The organism is Paraburkholderia sp. BCC1885 (genome assembly GCF_900996235.1).
Taxonomy (GTDB): domain Bacteria; phylum Pseudomonadota; class Gammaproteobacteria; order Burkholderiales; family Burkholderiaceae; genus Paraburkholderia.
Genome location: NZ_CAAJGM010000208.1, coordinates 170,782 through 191,293, shown reverse-complemented (window position 1 = coordinate 191,293; position 20,512 = coordinate 170,782). Strand labels below are relative to the sequence as shown.

General features: G+C 62.8%; 17 protein-coding genes. 11 read left to right on the top strand and 6 right to left on the bottom strand.

What is annotated here, in order from left to right; all coding sequences use genetic code 11:
- Nucleotides 1-30 precede the first annotated feature (30 nt).
- The gene (gene folD, locus FQ755_RS19310) at nucleotides 31-888 is read right to left on the bottom strand and encodes a bifunctional methylenetetrahydrofolate dehydrogenase/methenyltetrahydrofolate cyclohydrolase FolD (RefSeq protein WP_144156411.1); all 858 of its coding nucleotides are present in this window, start codon (nucleotides 886-888) and stop codon (nucleotides 31-33) included.
- Between the two features lie 369 nt (nucleotides 889-1,257).
- On the opposite strand from folD, the gene FQ755_RS19305 reads away from it, so the two are divergent.
- Nucleotides 1,258-1,887, top strand: a complete 630-nt coding sequence (locus FQ755_RS19305) for a class I SAM-dependent methyltransferase (protein WP_144156410.1) — start codon at nucleotides 1,258-1,260, stop codon at nucleotides 1,885-1,887.
- A gap of 118 nt (nucleotides 1,888-2,005) precedes the next feature.
- Here the strand turns inward: FQ755_RS19305 and fixJ are convergent, their stop codons facing one another.
- The gene (gene fixJ / locus FQ755_RS19300) at nucleotides 2,006-2,647 is read right to left on the bottom strand and encodes an oxygen response regulator transcription factor FixJ (protein WP_144156409.1); all 642 of its coding nucleotides are present in this window, start codon (nucleotides 2,645-2,647) and stop codon (nucleotides 2,006-2,008) included.
- Nucleotides 2,644-5,157 (bottom strand): oxygen sensor histidine kinase FixL, encoded by a 2,514-nt coding sequence (gene fixL, locus FQ755_RS19295; RefSeq protein ID WP_144157038.1) that lies wholly within the window; start codon nucleotides 5,155-5,157, stop codon nucleotides 2,644-2,646. Before fixL ends, fixJ begins: the two co-directional genes overlap by 4 nt.
- A 275-nt stretch (nucleotides 5,158-5,432) precedes the next feature.
- Here fixL and aceE point away from each other — a divergent pair, with 275 nt between their 5' ends.
- The 3 genes from aceE to lpdA all read left to right on the top strand — a co-directional run bounded on the left by aceE (nucleotide 5,433) and on the right by lpdA (nucleotide 11,965).
- Nucleotides 5,433-8,129: a pyruvate dehydrogenase (acetyl-transferring), homodimeric type gene (gene aceE, locus FQ755_RS19290; protein WP_144156408.1), complete on the top strand. Its 2,697-nt coding sequence runs from the start codon at nucleotides 5,433-5,435 to the stop codon at nucleotides 8,127-8,129.
- 83 nt (nucleotides 8,130-8,212) lie between these two features.
- A complete protein-coding gene (gene aceF, locus FQ755_RS19285) occupies nucleotides 8,213-9,895 on the top strand; it encodes a dihydrolipoyllysine-residue acetyltransferase (RefSeq protein WP_144156407.1) in 1,683 nt (560 codons plus the stop codon).
- A 258-nt stretch (nucleotides 9,896-10,153) separates the two neighbouring features.
- Complete coding sequence (lpdA, locus tag FQ755_RS19280) at nucleotides 10,154-11,965, top strand: dihydrolipoyl dehydrogenase (RefSeq protein ID WP_144156406.1); 1,812 nt, start codon at nucleotides 10,154-10,156, stop codon at nucleotides 11,963-11,965.
- A gap of 149 nt (nucleotides 11,966-12,114) precedes the next feature.
- Here the strand turns inward: lpdA and FQ755_RS19275 are convergent, their stop codons facing one another.
- Nucleotides 12,115-12,687: a phasin family protein gene (locus FQ755_RS19275; RefSeq protein WP_144156405.1), complete on the bottom strand. Its 573-nt coding sequence runs from the start codon at nucleotides 12,685-12,687 to the stop codon at nucleotides 12,115-12,117.
- A gap of 257 nt (nucleotides 12,688-12,944) precedes the next feature.
- Here FQ755_RS19275 and FQ755_RS19270 point away from each other — a divergent pair, with 257 nt between their 5' ends.
- Both FQ755_RS19270 and pbpG read left to right on the top strand, forming a co-directional pair.
- Entirely contained in the window at nucleotides 12,945-13,316 is a 372-nt protein-coding gene (locus FQ755_RS19270) for a hypothetical protein (RefSeq protein WP_144156404.1), read from the top strand.
- Between the two features lie 183 nt (nucleotides 13,317-13,499).
- Nucleotides 13,500-14,678, top strand: a complete 1,179-nt coding sequence (gene pbpG / locus FQ755_RS19265; protein ID WP_144156403.1) for a D-alanyl-D-alanine endopeptidase — start codon at nucleotides 13,500-13,502, stop codon at nucleotides 14,676-14,678.
- 119 nt (nucleotides 14,679-14,797) lie between these two features.
- Here pbpG and FQ755_RS19260 read toward each other — a convergent pair whose 3' ends face one another.
- The gene (locus FQ755_RS19260; protein ID WP_144156402.1) at nucleotides 14,798-15,604 is read right to left on the bottom strand and encodes an IclR family transcriptional regulator; all 807 of its coding nucleotides are present in this window, start codon (nucleotides 15,602-15,604) and stop codon (nucleotides 14,798-14,800) included.
- Nucleotides 15,605-15,796: 192 nt separating this feature from the next.
- On the opposite strand from FQ755_RS19260, the gene FQ755_RS19255 reads away from it, so the two are divergent.
- Together FQ755_RS19255 and FQ755_RS19250 are read left to right on the top strand one after the other, a co-directional pair.
- Nucleotides 15,797-16,519 carry a (Fe-S)-binding protein gene (locus FQ755_RS19255; protein WP_144156401.1) on the top strand — a complete coding sequence of 241 codons (723 nt, stop codon included), beginning with the start codon at nucleotides 15,797-15,799 and terminating at the stop codon, nucleotides 16,517-16,519.
- A 27-nt stretch (nucleotides 16,520-16,546) separates the two neighbouring features.
- On the top strand, nucleotides 16,547-17,959 hold the full coding sequence (locus FQ755_RS19250; protein ID WP_144156400.1) for a lactate utilization protein B: 1,413 nt from the start codon (nucleotides 16,547-16,549) through the stop codon (nucleotides 17,957-17,959).
- 85 nt (nucleotides 17,960-18,044) lie between these two features.
- Here FQ755_RS19250 and FQ755_RS19245 read toward each other — a convergent pair whose 3' ends face one another.
- On the bottom strand, nucleotides 18,045-18,542 hold the full coding sequence (locus FQ755_RS19245) for a hypothetical protein (protein WP_260858707.1): 498 nt from the start codon (nucleotides 18,540-18,542) through the stop codon (nucleotides 18,045-18,047).
- Nucleotides 18,543-18,806: 264 nt separating this feature from the next.
- On the opposite strand from FQ755_RS19245, the gene FQ755_RS19240 reads away from it, so the two are divergent.
- The 3 genes from FQ755_RS19240 to iscR all read left to right on the top strand — a co-directional run bounded on the left by FQ755_RS19240 (nucleotide 18,807) and on the right by iscR (nucleotide 20,440).
- Nucleotides 18,807-19,046: a hypothetical protein gene (locus FQ755_RS19240; protein WP_144156399.1), complete on the top strand. Its 240-nt coding sequence runs from the start codon at nucleotides 18,807-18,809 to the stop codon at nucleotides 19,044-19,046.
- Nucleotides 19,047-19,260: 214 nt separating this feature from the next.
- Nucleotides 19,261-19,758: a low molecular weight protein-tyrosine-phosphatase gene (locus FQ755_RS19235; protein ID WP_144156398.1), complete on the top strand. Its 498-nt coding sequence runs from the start codon at nucleotides 19,261-19,263 to the stop codon at nucleotides 19,756-19,758.
- A 151-nt stretch (nucleotides 19,759-19,909) separates the two neighbouring features.
- Nucleotides 19,910-20,440, top strand: coding sequence for a Fe-S cluster assembly transcriptional regulator IscR (gene iscR / locus FQ755_RS19230; protein ID WP_074299886.1), 531 nt, complete (start codon nucleotides 19,910-19,912; stop codon nucleotides 20,438-20,440).
- Nucleotides 20,441-20,512 lie beyond the last annotated feature (72 nt).

Sequence of the window (20,512 nt, the reverse complement as noted above, 5' to 3'; positions counted from 1 at the left end):
CTTCGTTATTTGTGCCAGACCGGCGCTGGGTCAGAGTTGGCCGGCGGCGCGCTCGGCGGCTTCGATCGTGTTGACGAGCAGCATGGTGATCGTCATCGGGCCGACACCGCCCGGCACCGGCGTGATAAAGCCGGCCACTTCCTTGACGCCGGCAAAATCGACGTCGCCGCACAGCTTGCCGGCCTCGTCGCGGTTCATGCCCACGTCGATCACAGCCGCGCCCGGCTTGACCATCGCCGCGCTCAGGAGGTTGCGCAGGCCGGTGGCCGCCACCACCACGTCGGCGTTGCGCGTGTGCGCGGCCAGATCGCGGGTCTTGCTGTGGCAGATCGTGACGGTCGCGCCGGCTTCGAGCAGCAGCAGCGCCATCGGCTTGCCGACGATATTCGAGCGGCCGATCACCACCGCGTTGGCGCCCTTCAGATCGATGCCGTAGGCCTCGAACATCTTCATCACACCATACGGCGTGCAGGGACGGAACAGCGGCTTGCCGGTCATCAGTGCGCCCGCATTGGCGACGTGAAAGCCGTCCACGTCCTTTTCCGGCGCGATGGCTTCGATCACCTTATGGCTGTCGATATGCTTTGGCAGCGGCAACTGCACCAGAATGCCGTGGATCTTCGGATCGTGGTTCAGTGCGTCGATACGCGCCAGCAGATCGGCTTCTGAGAGCGTCGCCGGATACCGGTCGTAGGACGAATGCAGGCCGTTGTCCTCGCAGGCCTTGATCTTGTTGCGCACATACACTTCGCTGGCCGGATTGTCGCCCACCAGCACGACGGCGAGGCCCGGCTGGTGGCCGCGGGCGGTGAGGGCGGCGGCGCGCGTGGCGACGTCGGTGCGCAAGGTCTTGGAGAGGGCGTTGCCGTCGATCAGGGTGGCTGTCATGGTCGGTCGAGGTTGGGCGGTTCGGAATGCGGGGCGAGCGGCGCGTCTCGCGGTGCGGATTCAGCGGATTCCACACAGGCGGCGCGCAAGATACGGTCGATAACGCTTTTCGACATGAGCCGGTCGGCTTGCGAAAAGCGTGCGGCGCGCAATGGGCGCTGCTACGAAGTACGGGATTATACCGTCGCGGCCCGACGTCTTCAGCCGGGTACACGAGACGAAGCCAGGCCGGCAGGCGATGCGTGAAGGCGGGAGCCGCACCGTTTGTGAGATGGGGGGCGGGTTCTCGGCGCTATGATGCGTCCCTTTCAGCGTCTTCAGGCATGCGATGTCAAGCACCGGTGCCGGTTGCTTTGGAGGAACGTTTTTATGTATGAAGCCAGCAAGGCGATGGCCCGCCGTTTGCATGACGTGCGATTTGCCACCCGGTATTTCGTCGGGAATGGAATTGACGTGGGCGCGGGCGCCGATCCCGTTTCCCTTTATCAGGAGCTGTTCCCAGGCATGCGAGAACTGCGCGTCTGGGATCTGCCCGATGGCGATGCACAATTCCTTGAAGGGGTGCCCGACGAGAGTCTCGACTTCGTCCACTCCTCCCACTGTCTCGAACACATGTGTGATCCTGCGGTCGCACTGCATCACTGGTTCAGGGTTCTAAAGCCGGGCGGCCATCTCGTGTGCCTGGTTCCCGACGAGGACCTTTATGAACAAGGCCACTTTCCATCGTTGTTCAACAGGTACCACCAATGGACTTTTACGCTATGGAAAGCACGGTCGTGGAGCCCTCGCACGTTGAATCTGTTTGATTTGCTACAGACGTTAGGGCCGGCCGCGCAGCCGCTCAAAGCGGAGTTGCTCGATTCAAGCTATCGTTATCGGCTGCCGCTTGAGGATCAGACGTTGACGCCGGTTAGCGAGTCTGCGATCGAGTTTATTGTGCGAAAGCGCCTGGCGCATGAGGTCGAGGCGGGTGGACGGCTTGCGAACGCAGCCAGGTGAACTTCAGCGGACCTGGCATCGTCGTCTGTGCCGAGCGCCAAGGCCTATTCTGCAAGGTGGTGAGAGCCATCGCTGGCCGGACTCAAGGTCGGGCCAGCAGGATTATCGGCGTGATTGACTACGCCTGTTGCGGCTTGTTCGACAGCGCCAGTCGCAGCAGATCGGCGACCGTGTTGACGTTGAGCTTTTCCATGATGTTGGCGCGGTGCGCCTCGACGGTCTTGATGCTGATGCCGAGGTCGTCGGCGATCTGCTTGTTCAGACGGCCGGCGATGATGCGTTCGAGCACCTGGTGCTCACGCGCGGTCAGCTTGCCGAGGCGTTCGGCCGCGGCGCGCTGCTGCTGCACGTTGGTGCTTTCGCTGCGCGCCTTGTCGAGCATGCGCTCGACCAGCTTGCGCAGTTCGGCTTCGTCGAACGGCTTTTCGATGAAGTCCATCGCGCCTTTTTTCATCGTCGACACCGCCATCGGCACGTCGCCGTGGCCCGTCACGAAGATGATCGGCAGCGAGGCGTTGTCGGCGATCAGGCGTTCCTGCAGTTCGAGACCGCTCATGCCGGACATCCGCACGTCGAGGATCAGACAGGCAATCTGGCCCGGATGCGTGTGCGGCTGCCAGGCGTCGATGAACTGCTCGGCGCTGGAGAAGCACTGCACGCGGTAGCCGTTTGCCTCCAGCAGCCAGCGCAGCGAATCTCGCACGGCCTCGTCGTCATCGACGACAAAGACTGTTTCCTGAGTGGTGACTGGGCTGTTCATAGCTCTCCCGTAACGGTTTGTGGTGTCGGCGCCTCTGACCCGCCGTTGCTCGGGCCGTCGGGCTCTCCAATAGGCAGACTGCAATGGAACGTGGCGCCTGTGATGTGACCGTCGGACTCGACGTTATTGACCACCCACAGACGGCCGCGATGCGATTCGATAATCGAACGGCAGATGTTCAACCCCATGCCCATGCCATCGGACTTGGTGCTGTAAAACGGTTCAAACAGACGCTCGGCCGTGGCCTCGTCGACCCCCGGACCCTGGTCGACCACGCTGATGCACACGAAGCCGCTTTCCAGCCGCACGACCACGCGGATCACCGGATCCACCGCATTGGGCCGCGCGTCGTGCATGGCTTCGGCGGCGTTCTTCAGGAGGTTCACCAGCACCTGCTCGATCAGCACCGGGTCCACGTAGATCACCGGCAGGCGCGAGCGCAGGTCGGTGACGATGCGAATGCGGCGCTTGCGTGCCTCGATCTCGGCGAGGCCCACCGCGTCCGCCACGATATCGGCGACGCGCGTGGCCTGGCGCTTCGGCTCGCTGCGTTTCACGAACTCGCGGATCCGCTTGATGATCATGCCCGCCCGTACTGCCTGCTGCGCGGTTTTTTCGAGGACGGGCAGCAGATTGTCAGGCGTCGTTCGCCCAGATTTAACCAGCGCTACGGTTCCTGAGCAATAGTTATTGATGGCGGCGAGCGGCTGGTTCAGTTCGTGGGCGAGCGACGAGGCCATTTCGCCCATCGTCATCAGGCGGCTGGTGAACTGCAGCTTCTCGTCCTGCTGACGCGCGAGTTCCTGGGCCTGCTTGCGGGTGGTGATGTCGGTCGCGATCTGCATCTGCGCCAGATGGCCGTCCACCCACTGAATGTACTGGCGGCGCACTTCGAACCACTTCTGGATGCTCTGCACATACACTTCCTGGGCGTCCGCGGTGCTTTCGGTGAGCGCGGCGGCGGGCAGGCCTGCATAAGCGTCGACCATGTCGATCGAATCGGACGAAGCCTCGCCGCTATCGAAGCCGCCGCCCGCGAGTTCCAGGTGGCCGTCGGGACGGATGCCGAACAGATGGCGGTAATAGCGGTTGGCGAACAGCAGCTCGGCTTCGTCGGCGGCCAGCACGGAGACGGCGGCGTCTAGGCTTTCGAGCACGGTGGTGAAGCGCTCGTGGGCGGCGGCGAGTTCTTCGCGGGCGCGTTTCGGCTCGGTGATGTCGGTCATCGACGACATCCAGCCGGTCTGGCGGCCCGACGAATCGATCAGCGGCGATACATACAGGCGCGCGTGGAACAGCGAGCCGTCCTTGCGGCGCACGCGCAGTTCGAAGCCGGACGAAGGCGCCTTGCCGCGCAGCGTCATGTCGAGCTGGCGCTGCATCTCCGGATAGGCGTCGCGCGGCCAGTAGGGGAACGGCGCCTGCTTGCCGACGAGGTCGCTTTCGTCCCAGCCGGTCATGCGGCAAAAGGCCGGATTGACGTGGGTGATGCGGCCGTGCATGTCGAGCACGCGCATGCCGATCAGCACGGAGTTTTCCATGGCGCGGCGGAAGAACGCTTCGGCGTACAGCGCCTGTTGCGCTTCGAAGCGCTGGCGCGTGTGCTTCCACAGGCTCCACAAACTCCACAGCACGAAGCACGACAGGCCGGCGACCAGCCACACGAGCGTGTTGTTCGTGAAGTTGGTCATCTGCGGGAACGCGTAGACGCGCACCGAGACGCCCTGGCCCGGCGGGTCGAGCGGCAGGTCGTAGAACATGTCGCGCGGCAGGCGCGGACGGGTGGACGTGGTGGCCAGTTCCTTGTTGTTCAGATCGATGATCGAGATCTTGTACTTCGCCGACAGCTCGGGCGGAATGTCGTGCTTGAGCACGCCTTCGATCGAAAACACCGCGGCGATCGAGCCGAGGAATTCGCGGTCGCGATAGATCGGCGTCTGCAGCGTCAGATAGCCGTTGCCGAGATCGTCATAGATGAGCGGGGAATAGGTCTGGCGGCGCGAGGTGCGCGCATCGGCGAAGGCGGCCTTCACGGCCTCGTCCATCTGCACGTCGCTTGGCCGCGCGAGGCGCTGGCCGAACACCGGCTGCGCCGTATTGGGCCAGCGCGGCTGCTGCTGCGGCGTGTACCAGTTCAGATAGAGGATTTCGGGATGCCCCTGCAGGATGTCCGTGGTAGACACCTGGAACGAATGGGGATCGGCGTGGCCGGCGGCGAGGTCGCGCGCGAGAGCCTGGATCTGTTCCTGCGCGCCTGTCATGGACAGGCGGATCTGCTGCTGGGCCCACGCGACGTTGCGGTAGAGCGTGTCTTCCTGCTGCTGCTGCTCGCGCCGGTTCAGGCTCCACAGAATCAGGCTCATGACGACCAGGAACACCAGGATCGACAGCAGCGGCGTCAGCAAATAGGAATTCGACCACCATGGTCCATGGTGCCAGCGGGACGGCGACGAATCCGCCGTCGAACGGGCGGGCCGCGCCGAGCGTGCGAAAAGCCGTTCGGTCAACATGGCTGGCATTGTAGCGCAGCGTGCCCATGGCAAATGACGCAAAAAAGCGCTGAAACTCCCGTCAATCGGCGCAAACTAGCCGACGTATTCGTTGATCCGCGGCGAAACCAGGGTGCGCCGCAACAATTTTCCGCATTATGAGAAACGATCTCGTAATTCGAAAATTTTGTTGCGCAGACGGCGAGCGCCTTATTACAATCGGCCCGAAGCTGCCGCGGCCGGGCCTCGTCCGCGTCGTCTGTTTAAAGAGCGTTCCTTATCCCCAGGAGACGAGCATGTCCGCTGTACCCGACGAAGTCATGAAATATGTCGCCGCCGAGAAAGACGAAGATCCCCAGGAAACCGGCGAATGGCTGGAAGCGCTGGATGGCGTGATTTCTGCTGTGGGCCCCGACCGCGCCCACTATCTGATCGAAAAGCAAATCGAATTTGCCCGCGTGCACGGCGAACATCTGCCGTTCTCCGCCAATACCCCCTACATCAATACGATTCCTGTCTCGCGTCAGGCGCCGATTCCCGGCGACCAGGATATCGAACACCGGATCCGTTCGTACACGCGCTGGAACGCCATCGCCATGGTGCTGCGCGCGGGCAAGGACACCAACGTCGGCGGCCACATCGCCTCGTTCGCCTCCGCTGCCACGCTGTACGACGTCGGCTACAACCATTTCTGGCATGCCCCGTCGGCTGAACATGGCGGCGACCTCGTGTTCGTGCAGGGCCATTCGTCGCCGGGTGTGTACTCGCGCGCGTTCCTGCTCGGCCGTCTGTCCGAAAACCAGCTCGACAATTTCCGTCAGGAAGTAGGCGGCGAGGGCATCTCCTCGTATCCGCACCCGTGGCTGATGCCGGACTTCTGGCAGTTCCCGACCGTCTCGATGGGCCTCGGCCCGATCATGGCGATCTATCAGGCCCGCTTCATGAAGTACATGCAGGCGCGCGGCATTGCGAAGACCGACGGCCGCAAGGTCTGGGCCTTCCTCGGCGACGGCGAAACGGATGAGCCGGAATCGCTCGGCGCGATCGGCATGGCCGGCCGCGAACGCCTCGACAACCTGGTGTTCGTGATCAACTGCAACCTGCAGCGCCTCGATGGCCCGGTGCGCGGTAACGGCAAGATCATCCAGGAACTCGAAAGCGAATTCCGCGGCGCCGGCTGGAACGTCATCAAGGTGATCTGGGGCAGCCGCTGGGATGCGCTGTTCCAGCGCGACAAGTCGGGCGCGCTGATGCGCCGGATGATGGAAGTCGTGGACGGCGAATACCAGACCTACAAGTCGGAATCGGGCGCCTACGTGCGCGAGCACTTCTTCAATACGCCGGAACTGAAGGCGCTGGTCGCCGACTGGTCCGACGAGGACGTGTGGAACCTGAATCGCGGCGGTCACGATCCGCATAAGATCTACGCGGCGTTCCAGGAAGCGTCGAATTCGCAGGGCCAGCCGACCGTCATTCTGGCGAAGACGATCAAGGGCTATGGCATGGGCGAAGCCGGCCAGGCAATGAACATCACCCACCAGCAGAAAAAGCTGCACGTGGACCAGCTGAAGAAATTCCGCGACCAGTTCCGCCTGCCGATCTCCGACGAAGACATCGTCAACGTGCCGTACCTCAAGTTCGAAGAAGGTTCGAAGGAACTCGAGTACATGCGCGCTCGCCGTCAGGAACTCGGCGGCTATCTGCCGGCGCGCCGTCAGAAGGCCGAGTCGCTGCCGGTGCCGGAACTCGCCGCCTTCGAGCCGCTGCTCAAGGGCACGGGCGAAGGCCGCGAGATCTCCACGACGATGGCGTTCGTGCGGATTCTCAACATCCTGTTGAAGGACAAGGCGCTCGGCAAACGCATCGTGCCGATCGTACCGGACGAATCGCGTACCTTCGGTATGGAAGGTCTGTTCCGTCAGATCGGTATCTGGAATCAGCAAGGCCAGAAATACGTGCCGGAAGATTCCGACCAGCTGATGTTCTACCGTGAGTCGGAAACCGGTCAGATCCTGCAGGAAGGGATTAACGAAGCCGGCGGTATGTCGGACTGGATCGCGGCCGCGACGTCGTACTCGACGCACGGCGAGATCATGATCCCGTTCTACATCTTCTACTCGATGTTCGGTTTCCAGCGCATCGGCGATCTGGCATGGGCCGCGGGCGACATGCGTTCGCGCGGTTTCCTGCTGGGCGGCACGGCGGGCCGCACGACGCTGAACGGCGAAGGCCTGCAGCACGAAGACGGCCACTCGCTGCTGTGGGCGGCTTCGGTGCCGAACTGCATCAGCTACGACCCGACCTTCGGTTACGAACTCGCCGTCATCATGCAGGACGGTCTGCGCCGCATGGTCGCGGATCAGGAAGACGTGTATTACTACGTCACGGTGATGAACGAAAACTACGAGCACCCGGCGATTCCGCAGGGCGATAGCGTAGCCGCCGACATCATCAAGGGCATGTATTCGTTCCGCAAGGCCGAGGCCGACAAGAAGGCGCCGCGCGTGCAACTGATGGGCGCGGGCACGATCTTCAATGAAGTGATCGCCGCCGCCGACCTGCTGAAGAACGACTGGGGCGTCGCGGCCGATCTGTGGAGCGTGCCGAGCTTCACGGAACTGGCTCGCGAAGGCCACGAAGTGCAGCGCTGGAACCTGCTGCACCCGACCGAAGAGAAGAAGGTCTCGCACGTCGAGAAACTGCTGAAGGACGCGCAAGGCCCGGTCATCGCATCGACCGACTACGTGCGCGCGCTGACCGAGCAGATTCGCGCGTTCGTGCCGCAGAAATTCGTCGTGCTGGGCACGGACGGCTACGGCCGTTCGGATACCCGTGAAAAGCTGCGTCACTTCTTCGAAGTGGACCGCTACTGGGTCACGGTTGCCGCGTTGAATGCACTGGCAGATGAGGGCACGATCGAACGCAAGGTCGTCGCCGAGGCGCTCAAGAAGTACAACCTTGATCCCGCCAAACCTAACCCGATGACCGTCTAAGGCATCATTCCCCGTGTGCCACGGCGTGCGCGCCTGCTCCTGAGAGGGAGCAGGCTGCGTGCGCGGCCCAGGAGACACCCACAATGAGTCAAGCGATCGAAGTCAAGGTGCCGGACATCGGCGATTACAAGGACATCCCTGTGATCGAGGTGCTGGTGAAGGCGGGTGATACCGTCGAGAAAGAGCAGTCGCTCGTCACGCTGGAATCCGACAAGGCGACCATGGACGTGCCGAGCTCGGCTGCCGGCGTCGTCAAGGAAGTGAAGGTCAAGGTGGGCGATAACGTGTCGGAAGGCTCGTTGATCGTCGTGCTGGAAGGCGCCGAAGGCGGCGCCGCTGCGGATAAGGCGGCTCCGGCTCCCGCACCCGCCGCGGCTCCGGCACCGGCACCTGCCGCTGCGCCGGCACCGGCACCTGCCGCTGCGCCGGCACCTGCTGCCGCGCCCGCTGCCAGTGGCGGCGGTGTGCAGGAAGTGAAGGTGCCGGATATCGGCGACTACAAGGACATTCCCGTGATCGAGGTCGCGGTGAAGGTGGGCGACCGCGTCGAGAAGGAACAGTCGCTGGTTACGCTCGAGTCCGACAAGGCGACCATGGATGTGCCGAGCTCGGCCACCGGTGTCGTCAAGGAAGTGAAGGTCAAGGTGGGCGATACGGTCTCGGAAGGCTCCGTGATCGTGGTGGTCGAAGCGGAAGGCGGCGCGGCCGCCCCAGCGCCGGCTCCCGCGGCCAAGCCCGCCGCTGAAAAGCCGTCCGATGCGCCGGCTACGCCGAGCCCGGCGCCGGCGGCGCCGTCCGCCCTGGCGCAGGCGCCGCTGATTCCGGCAGGCGAAGGCGGCGAGCGCAAGTCGAGCCACGCGTCGCCGTCCGTGCGCAAGTTCGCGCGCGAACTGGGCGTGGACGTGTCGCGCGTGCAGGGTACGGGTCCGAAAGGCCGCATTACCCAGGACGACATCACTGCATTCGTCAAGGGCGTGATGACGGGCCAGCGTGCGCCTACGGCTGCGGCACCCGCGGCGGCTGGCGGTGGCGAACTGAATCTGCTGCCGTGGCCGAAGGTCGATTTCACCAAATTCGGTCCGGTCGATCCGAAGCCGCTGTCGCGCATCAAGAAGATTTCCGGCGCGAACCTGCATCGCAACTGGGTCATGATTCCGCACGTCACCAACAATGACGAAGCGGACATCACCGAGCTCGAAGCGCTGCGCGTGCAACTGAACAAGGAACACGAGAAGGCGGGTGTGAAGTTCACCATGCTGGCGTTCGTGATCAAGGCGGTGGTCTCGGCCCTGAAGAAATTCCCGACGTTCAACGCCAGCCTCGATGGCGACAACCTGGTCTTCAAGCAGTACTACAACATCGGGTTCGCCGCGGATACGCCGAATGGCTTGATGGTGCCGGTCATCCGCGATGCGGACAAGAAGGGCCTCGTCGATATCGCCAAAGAGATGGCGGATCTGTCCAAGGCTGCGCGCGAGGGCAAGCTCAAGCCGGATCAGATGCAAGGCGGTTGCTTCTCGATCTCCTCGCTGGGCGGCATTGGCGGCACGCACTTCACGCCGATTATCAACGCGCCTGAAGTCGCGATTCTTGGGCTCTCGCGTGGCGCCATGAAGCCGGTGTGGGATGGCAAGCAATTCGTGCCTCGTCTCACTCTGCCGCTGTCGTTGTCGTATGACCATCGGGTCATCGACGGGGCCGAGGCGGCGCGGTTCAATGCGTACCTGGGTGCGATTCTTGCCGATTTTCGGCGTGTGATTCTTTGATCGGGTGATGAATGCCGGCGGCGCGTTTTTCGGTGGTTATCCGCGCTCGTCGTTGAACCTGCTTTCGTGTCGGTCTGTTAGTGTCGCCCCTGTGCGGGGCGGCACCTACTTTTCTTTGGAAGACAAGAAAAGTAGGCAAAAGAAAGGCGCGTCCTTCGGCGGACAGCAAAGGATGTTTCTGTCCGCGCTTACGGTGACCGTCAGATCGAAAGTTTCGGGTTCTTCTCTCGTCAACGATCAATAAGAGAAGGGGACACTATGAGTCTCGTCGAAGTGAAGGTGCCGGACATCGGTGATTTCAAGGATGTCGATGTCATCGAAGTCAATATCAAGCCGGGCGACGTCATCGAGAACGAGCAGGCGCTCATGACGCTCGAGTCGGATAAGGCTTCCATCGAAGTGCCTAGCGATGCCGCCGGCACCGTCAAGGAAGTCCGCGTCAAGGCTGGCGACAAGGTGTCTCAGGGCACCGTCATCGCCATCGTCGAATCGTCGGCTGAAGCCGCGCCGGCGAAAGATGCGCCCAAGGCCGCCGCCAGGGAGCCCGAAAAGGCTGCCGCGCCTGCCCCTGAAGCGAAGCCGCAAGCGGCGTCTGCGCCGGCTGCGGCTCCCAAGGCCGCCGCGCCCGCGCCGCAGGCCGGCAGTTTCTCCGGCAGCGCCGATATCGAATGCGAGATGCTCGTGCTCGGTTCGGGGCCCGGTGGTTATTCGGCCGCGTTCCGTGCTGCGGATCTCGGCATGAAGACCGTGCTGGTCGAGCGTTATGCGACGCTTGGCGGCGTGTGTCTGAACGTGGGTTGCATTCCGTCCAAGGCATTGCTGCATACCGCGCTCGTCATCGACGAAGCCGCGGCGCTCGGTGCTCACGGCATTACGTTCGGCAAGCCGCAAGTCGATCTCGACAAGCTGCGCGACTTCAAGTCCGGCGTCGTCAAGAAGCTCACCGGCGGTCTCGCCGGCATGGCCAAGGCGCGCAAGGTCGAAGTCGTGACAGGGACCGGCACGTTCGTCGATCCCCATCACATGGAAGTCGTCACCGACGGCGGCAAGAAGGTCGTCAAGTTTAAGCAGGCCATCATTGCGGCCGGCTCGCAAGCGGTGAAGCTGCCGTTCATTCCCGAGGATCCGCGCGTGGTCGATTCGACCGGCGCGCTCGAGTTGCGTCAGATTCCCCAGCGCATGCTGGTGATCGGCGGCGGCATCATCGGTCTGGAAATGGCGACGGTCTACTCGACGCTCGGCGCGCAGATCGACGTCGTCGAAATGCGCGACGGTCTGATGGCCGGCGCCGACCGCGATCTCGTCAAGGTCTGGGAGAAGTACAACAGCAAGCGTTTCGCCAACGTCATGCTGAAGACCAAAACCACCGCAGCGGAAGCGAAAGACGACGGCATCTACGTGACGTTCGAAGGCGAGAAGGCTCCGGCTGAGCCGCAACGCTACGATCTCGTGCTGGTGGCCGTCGGCCGCAGTCCGAACGGCAAGAAGATCGGTGCCGACAAGGCCGGCGTGGCCGTCACGGAGCGCGGCTTCATCGAGGTCGACAAGCAGATGCGCACCAACGTGCCGCATATCTTCGCGATCGGCGATATCGTCGGTCAGCCGATGCTCGCGCACAAGGCCGTGCATGAAGGTCACGTCGCGGCCGAAGCGGCGCACGGCGAGAAGGCCTACTTCGACGCGCTGCAGATTCCGTCCGTGGCTTACACCGATCCGGAAGTCGCATGGGCGGGCAAGACCGAAGACCAGTTGAAGGCGGAAGGCGTCAAGTATGGCAAGGCCGTCTTCCCGTGGGCCGCTTCGGGCCGTGCGATCGCCAATGGCCGCGATGAGGGCTTCACCAAGCTGCTTTTCGACGAAGCCACGCATCGCGTGATCGGCGGCGGTATCGTCGGCCTGAATGCCGGCGATCTGATCAGCGAAGTGTGCCTGGCGGTCGAAATGGGCGCGGACGCAACCGATATCGGCAAGACCATCCATCCTCACCCGACCCTGGGTGAATCGATTGGGATGGCGGCCGAGCTGTACGAAGGCGTCTGTACCGATCTGCCGCCGCAGAAAAAGAAGTAAGCGGGATCAGGCGGCGAAAAAAAACGGCGCGCCCCGCAAAGGGCGCGCCGTTTTTCTTTCAGCAGGGCGGGGCATTCAGCCCGTCTTGTTTCTCATGCTTTCAATCCTGGCGGCCGAAGAAGTCTCGGCTTTCAGCCTGAAACGAAGCCTTAGACGGCCTTCTTGGCCGAGCGCGAAGCCTGAGCGGCGGCTTGCGAAGCGGCCTTCGACGCGGCCGTAGCGGCTGCGTTGAAGTTGCTTTCGGCGATTTCGACTGCCTGCTTGCTGGCCTTGTGAACCGTTTCGTAAGTCGTATTGGCGGCGGTGATGGCCGACTTGAGCACGGCGACAGCGGTTTCCGAACCAGCCGGGGCATTCTTGGCGACGTTCTCGACCAGCGACTGCACCTTGCGGTTCTGCTCTTCGTACTGAGCTTCAGCAACACGGGCGAATTCAGCCTGCGTGGCGGAGACGATTTCATACACGTGACGGCCATACGACAAGGCCTTTTCCGATGCCGGCTGCGCGAGGCCAGCCTGCAGTGCGAAGAATTCCTGTGCGTCTTTCACCGACAGCGCACGTTGTGCATTTTCCTGGCTTTCCGCGAGCGTCGACTTCACGACTTGCAGGTTCAGCTCAACCAGCTTTTCGACGCCTTCGAATGCCTTGGTCGTCAGGCCGAACAGCGTTTCAAGGTTGGCCTTCTGTGCTGCGGCAATTTGCTCAGGGGTCAGCAGAGACATGTTTACGCTCCTGGATGGACGGCCCGTCTGGTGCGGACCGTGTTGGTTAATGACAAAAATGGGCAAAACGGTGCATTTCGCTACGCCGCGATGTATTGTGCATCGCAGCAATGGAACCTATTTTAGGATGATGGCGGCGGATGTCAAGCTCTTTTGGTGCGTCGCACCATCTTAAGAAACTGCTGATAAAACAAGACGTTATGAAATGCATATGACATAGCGTTGACGCATGTCGGATTGACCGCTGCACAGCGCTGGTGCGTGTTGCAACGGTAGATTTTGCTGCGCCGGCGACCCAATCGCTGCCGCATGGGCATATCGGTGAAGGAAGAGGGGTTGCGCAGTGCAAGAAAAATCTGACGCTTGAATGCGAAAAAACAACAATTGATGTAAACCGGAATCTGTCGAGGAACGTTAATCCCGCATCCCGGTCGAATGCGCGATGGCCCGATCTACAGCAGTTACTTAACTGTCTGACGATTGGAGCATTGGCCGGAGCCCTTGAGGAACGCCCACTGGGCCACGGTCTGCGGCGTTTTGCGGTTCGCGAAACGACCGTATTTTTCCCGATCAAGGTTGTCTCGAAATTGCCGTTATGCTGTTGGGATGCGCCGAAATTCGGCGCTTGACAGCCCCGACGAACCGCCGCAAGTGCGATCGTTTTTTTCGATCGAGATTGCGAGCCTTATAGGCTTCTTGCAATCGGATCTTATAAGCCGGTTTAAGGAGCATCGATAAGTGCTTAATATTGCTAATTTTTCGTGGTTTTACTACACTTGCGTAAAACTCCCGCCGCCCCTGACAGAACACCAATGAAAACCGACATGTTTTCGTCGCTCAAAGTGATTCACGGCGTGGCCCTCAGCACCGCTGTGTCGGTGGCCGCCTCGGTGGTCATCGCAGCCGCGTTTGCCGCGCCTGTCGACGCTTTCGCGGCGACGGCAACGGCCGCTGCCGCCCCTGCCAAAGCCAAAGCCAGTAAGAAAACGCTCAGAAACGCGAAGTCGAAGAAAGCGGGCGCCACCGTTGCCGCGAAGTCGTCCAAGGCCGCGAAAACCGTGGCCGAAGACGAAACGCCGCGCGTGGAGAGCCGCCGTCACCGTGTTTCGTACACCATGAGTGGCCGCCGTCATACGGTCGTGCGCCAGGTCGCGTTCGAACCGCGCCAGCCCACGGTCGGCCAGGCGTTCGGCCTGCACGACACGCCGGACGCGCTGGCCTTGCGCTCGAGCGTCGCCTACGTGGTCGACCAGAACACCGGCGAGACGCTGTTCGACAAGAACTCGCGCGCAGTGGTGCCGATTGCTTCGATCAGCAAGCTGATGACATCGATGGTGGTGCTGGATTCGAAGGCGCCGCTGACCGAGCCGATCGAAGTCACCGACGAAGACCGCGATTACATCAAGAACACCGGCTCGCGCCTCGCGGTCGGCTCGGTGCTCTCGCGTGAAGACATGCTGCATATCGCGCTGATGGCCTCGGAAAACCGCGCCGCAGCCGCGCTGTCGCGTTACTTCCCCGGCGGCCGTCCGGCCTTCATCGCGGCCATGAACGCCAAGGCGAAGCAACTCGGCATGACCGATACGCACTTCGAAAGCCCGTCGGGTTTGACGAGCGAGAACGTGTCGAGCGCGCGTGATCTGGTGAAGATGGTCGAGGCGGCGTACCAGTACCCGATGATCCGCGAGTTCTCGACGGATCGCAGCTACGAGGTGTACACCGGCAAGCGCTCCATCGCCTATAACAGCACGAACGCGCTGGTGCGTAACCCCACGTGGGACATCGGCCTGCAGAAGACCGGCTTCATCAACGAGGCGGGTGAATGCATGGTGATGCAGACCACCATTCACGGCCGTCCGATGGTGGTGGTGCTGCTCGATTCGTCGGGTAAGTACTCGCGCTTTGCGGACGCGACGCGTCTGCGCACATGGCTCGACAACGGTGGTGAGCAGCACATCACCAGCGCGGATGCGGGCGGCGCGGGCACCTGAACGCCACGCACCGCACGGCCAGATGCTTCAAGGCAGTCGCAACGAAAAGCCCCGCAAGTGCGGGGCTTTTTGCATCTGCTGCACCTGCAACTTCCGTGACGTCTGGAAAAGCGCTTCAGTCAGGCATGCTGATGATGCGGGCTGGCGGGCGGAGTTTCGGCCTGATAGCCGAGCGCGGCGGAGATCACCAGCGCCGTGTTGCTGAGTTGCCCGAGCCACGAGTCCTGCAGCCGGTCGGCCGGCGCCGACAACGACAGACCGGCGACCAGCTTGCCCGTATCGTCATAGATGCCGGCGGCGATACAGCGCACGCCGAGTTCCAGTTCCTCGTTATCGCGCGCGCAGGATTGCTGGCGCACGTGCAGCAGTTCACGTTCGAGCTTGGCTAGATCGGTGATGCTGTTCTGCGTGTGTCCTGACAGACCCGTGCGGGTTGCGTAGGCGCGCACGCGGGTCGATTCGTCCGCGGCGAGAAACAGCTTGCCCACCGAGGTCAGATGCAGCGGCGCCCGTCCGCCGATAGCTCGCACCACCTGCATGCCCGAGCGTTCCGAATAAGCCCGTTCGATATAGACGATTTCGTCGCCCTGGCGCACCGACAGATTCACGGTCTGGCCCGTCAGACGGTGTAATTCGCGCATCGGCGTCAAGGCGGCATCGCGGACCGACAGGCGCGCCTTGACCAGATTGCCGAGCTCGAGCAAACGCATGCCGAGTCGATAGGTGCCCGGATCCGACCGGTCGACCAGACGGCAGGTCACCATGTCGTTCAGGATGCGGTGGGCGGTGGAAGGGTGCAGCTCGGTACGCAGCGCGAGTTCCTTCAGGCTGACCGGGTCGCTATGCGCAGCCAGGGCGTCGAGCAGCCGCATCATGCGCTCGATCACCTGGATCGAGGTCTTGGGATCCGGGTTCGTGTCGCTCATGGGGAGAAATCGGTTGACGCGTCAAACAGCGGAGAATTGATTGTATATCGTAATGTGAAAAAAGCGAACGCCGTTCGAGGCCGGATTCCAATTCTTCGCCGCGCCGCAGCGTAACGCGCATCAGGCAGGTTTGGCGTTGGTATTGTGCGGCAAACGGCGGATAATCAGGGACGTTTTCCCAAAGGAGCGCCCATGCGAGTCGGATTGTTCGTCACCTGCCTGATCGACCTGATGCGGCCCGAAATCGGCTTTTCGGTCATCAAGCTGATCGAGCGAGCCGGCTTCGAAGTCGTCGTGCCGCCGGCGCAAACCTGCTGCGGGCAGCCCGCCTACAATTCCGGCGAGCGCGGTCTCGCGCGCGACCTGGCGCTGAAGACACTGCGCGAATTCGAGCAGTTCGATTACATCGTCGTGCCGTCCGGCTCGTGCGGCGGCATGATCCGCGTGCATTATGGCGATCTGTTCGGCGACGATCCGGACCTGATGAGCCGCTTCGGCCGGCTGCGCCCCAAGGTGTTCGAGTTGACCGAGTTTCTCGTCGAGGTCGCCAAAGTCGAATTGCCGCCGGGCGAGTTCGCGGGACCGGTCACATATCACGATTCCTGTTCGGGCTTGCGCGAGCTGGGCGTGAAGACACAGCCGCGCGCGCTGCTCGCCCAGGCCGGCGTGGCGGTCACCGAGATGAAGGATTGCGAGCATTGCTGCGGTTTCGGCGGCACCTTCGCGGTGAAGTACGGCGACATCTCGACGGCGATCGTCGACGAGAAGTGCGCCAATATCGGTGCGAGCGGCGCGGGCGCGGTGGTGCTCGGCGATCTCGGCTGCATGCTCAATATCGAAGGCCGTCTGCGCCGCAAGGGCGACACCGCGACGCGCGTGCTGCACATCGCCCAGGTGTTGGCTGGCGACGCGTAGACCCAACCAGCAAATCCCAAGGCCGCCATGCAAGTTCAAACGATGCAGTTCAAGGCCCGCGCGGGCCAGAAGCTCGCCGATCAGCGCCTGCAGCAGAACCTCACCAAGCTGTCGACCAAGTTCGTCTCGGCGCGGGCGGCCGCCATCACCGCAATCGATTTCGCCGCCACGCGCGCCGCGCTCAAGGAGCGCCGCAATCGCGCGCTGGAGAACCTCGACGTCTGGCTGGAGACGTTCGAGCGCGAGGCGACCCGGCGCGGCGTCACGGTCCTGTACGCGGAAACGACCCAGGACGCGGCGCGGCTTGTCGCGGACATCGCGCGCCGGCACGACGTGAAGAAGGTGATCAAGACCAAATCGATGGTCACCGAGGAAATGCGCCTGAACGAAGTGCTCGGGCAGATGGGCGTGCAGTCGATCGAGACCGATCTCGGCGAATACATTCTGCAGATCAACGACAACGAACCGCCGAGCCATATCATCGCGCCGGTCGTCCACAAGGATAAGGACGAGATCGCCGAGCTGTTCGCGAAAACGCACCAGCGGCCGCGCCTGACCGAGATCACGGAGATGACGCGCGAGGCCCGCGAAGTCCTGCGGCCGCATTTCATGACTGCGGACATGGGCGTGACGGGCGGCAATTTTCTGGTGGCGCAGACCGGTTCGGTCGCGCTCGTGACCAACGAAGGCAACGAGGGCATGTGTACGGTGATGCCGCGCGTGCACGTGGCGGTCACCGGTATCGAAAAGATTCTGCCGACGCTCGAAGACCTCGCGACCGCGATGCGCCTGCTGCCGCGCTCAGCCACCGGCCAGGCGACCTCGAACTATTTTTCGGTGCTGACCGGCCCACGCGGTCCCGGCGATCAGGACGGTCCGGAGCATATGTACGTGGTGCTGGTCGACGGCGGGCGTACCGGGCTGATCGGCGGCGACTTTCAGGAGATGCTGCGCTGTATCCGGTGCGGCGCCTGCATGAATCACTGCCCGGTGTATCAGAAAGTTGGCGGCCATGCTTATGGCTGGGTGTATCCGGGGCCCATGGGGTCGGTGCTGACGCCGAGCTATGTGGGCCTCGACAAGGCACTCGATCTGCCGCAGGCCGCCACGCTGTGCGGCGAATGCAATAGCGTCTGTCCAGTCGGAATTCCGCTTTCGGACCTGCTGCGCAAGCTGCGTGAAAAGCAGGTGGAGCGGCACCTGCGACCTTGGCACGAGCGCGTGGGGCTGAAGGTGTGGGGCTTTCTCGCGCTCCATCCGGATGCCTACGCGCTTTTTACGAAGCTGGCGGTGCGGGTACTCGAACAAATGGGAGGACGCCGGCGCGCGATCGGGCGTCTGCCGCTCGCGGCGGGCTGGACCGATACCCGTGACATGCCGGCGCCGGTGGGCCGCACGTTCCGCGAGCTATACGCGGCGCAGCGCAGTCACCTCGGGTAGTGCGCGTGCGTGTGCGTATGGTTTGTTCTGAGGGGGGGCAGGGCGGCTTTGACACACGCCCTTGTCCGCGCGAGCTGGCCGCCGCTCAGTGCTGACTGGAATGCTGGCCGTAGCCGTACCCGTCTGCTCGGTTATTGCCGCCGCCTGAGCCACGGCTGGTTCCGCCGCCGTAGCCGCCGCCGTGCTGTCCACCGTTGCTGCCGGCCTGTGGCGGTGGCCCGCCCGGGTGTCCGCCTGGGCCGCCGCCCTGCGCCGCGCCATGCGGGCCGCCATCGCCAACGTGCGGGTGCTCGCCGTGGTCCGGCCGCGAGTGCTCGCCCCAGTTCGACTGGCCGTGGTAGCCCGGTCCATAGCCGCGACGCTGATCGTAGTAGCCGGAGCCGGAATAGCCGCCAATGCCGATCGCTACCTCCGGTTGAATCACGGCGGGTCCGCCCCCATATCCGTAGTAGTCGCCGCCATACGCTTGTCCTCCATAGGCCGGTCCCCCATAAGCCGGGCTGCCGTCCGGATAGACCGCGCAACCGCCGAGGAAGGCCAAGGCGGCACAAGCAGGGGCAAACAGTTTGATTCGAAGAGACATGATTCGGGCTGCGGTTAGGTTAAGTAGCCATTCTGAATGTAAATCGAAAGAAAACTGTAGAGATTTGTAAGAATCTCGCTTCGGTCAAGCCGAGGCGCCTTTCTCCGGCGTCGCTCTGGGCCGCTGTCTGGGCCACTGTTCTCCCCAGCGCAACTCTGTATCCCGCTATGACGGGTTTATCCTGATTGATTTCTTCTATACCATTTGGACTGGGCATGGTGGGCCACAGGGTCTCGATGCCTCAATCGGAAGAGAAACGACATCATGAAAAAGACAATATCGATGTATTGGCCAGTGGCTTTGTTTATGCCGTTTGCAGCGGCGGCGTGCCTGTATGTGGGCGGCGAGACCGCCTCGCGGATCGCGCAGCCGCCGCTGGGCGCGAGCCAGCTTACGGCGGAATTGGCGCGCACGGTTTCGTATGGGCTGGTGGGCAATGATCCCGCGTTGCCGGTCAAATCGGTGCGCGCTGTAGCTTCGATGCAGGCTTCGGAAGCGTCGTGAGCGCGTGATGGGAGCCCATGTATGCGGACAACGGCACGGGTGGAATATGCGCGGCACAGCCAATCATGTTAGCGCGCGGCTTCACAACACCCGGCACCGTGGCGATGCCGCCGCACGCGCGGTACACGCCCCCGGCGCGTTTTTTGTCCCCTTTGTATAATCGCGGCACTGCTCGCTAACCCAATAAAACGGATGCATCGCATCCCGCGCCCTGATGAAAACCATCTCCATCTGCTTTGTGTGTCTCGGGAACATCTGCCGTTCCCCGACTGCGGAAGGGGTGATGCGGCATCAGTTGAGCGAGGCGAGGCTGGAGCGGCGCATCGTCATTGATTCGGCCGGCACCGGCGACTGGCACGTCGGTGAGGCGCCCGACGAGCGCGCGCAGCGTGCGGCGGCCCAGCGCGGCTACGATCTGTCCGGACTGCGCGGCCGTCAGATTGGCGCGCCGGACTTCGAGCGCTTCGATCTGCTGATCGCCATGGACGACGCCAACGTCGCCGCCCTGCAGCGGATCTGCCCGCCGGCCCAGCGCGACAAGATTCGCCTGCTGATGGAATTCGTGCCGCAAGCCGATGGCCGCTGGTCGGGCGAGCGGGAAGTCAGCGATCCGTATTTCGGCGGCGCCGCCGGCTTCGAACAGGTGCTCGATCAGTGCGAGGCCGCCTGCCGCGGGCTGATCGCGGCGTTGCAGCCGCAACTGGCGTTTTAGGTGGACCGCGTCGGTTCCGTGCGCTGCGAAACGCGCCATGTCCATGCCGCGTCAATTAAGCAAATGACCCAAATCGCGGTAGGGATACTTGACTAATTTGCTCATGTATTTATACTTGAGCAAACTTGTCGAGAATTGCGATCCCCACATCATGAGACTCACCACGAAAGGCCGTTTCGCCGTCACGGCGATGATTGACCTGGCGCTGCGCCAGGAGCAGGGCCCGGTGACGCTTGCGGGTATCAGCCAGCGCCAGCACATTTCCCTGTCCTACCTCGAGCAGCTGTTTGGCAAGCTGCGCCGTCATGAAATCGTCGAGTCCGTGCGCGGACCGGGTGGTGGCTACAATCTGGCCCGCCGCGCCGAAGACGTCACCGTCGCGGACATCATCATTGCCGTCGACGAGCCGCTCGACGCCACCCAATGCGGCGGCAAGGGCACCTGCGAAGGCACCAAGCAGCACGACGGCCACTGCATGACGCACGAACTGTGGTCCACCCTGAACCAGAAGATGGTCGAGTACCTGGATTCGGTGTCGCTAAAGGATCTGGTCGATCAGCAACGCTCGCGCGAAGGCGCGCCGGCCGTGCTGCGCGACCGCCGCAGCGAGGCGCCGGCGGTCGAACCCGCCCGCGTCGCGCCGCGCGGACCGAATTCCGTTTTCAACATGGCCGGTTCCTAGGGCGCCGTGGTCTAGCGGCGAGCCCAGATGAAGAACCCAGAAGCCAGAGCAATGATGTTCCCCGGAGCGATT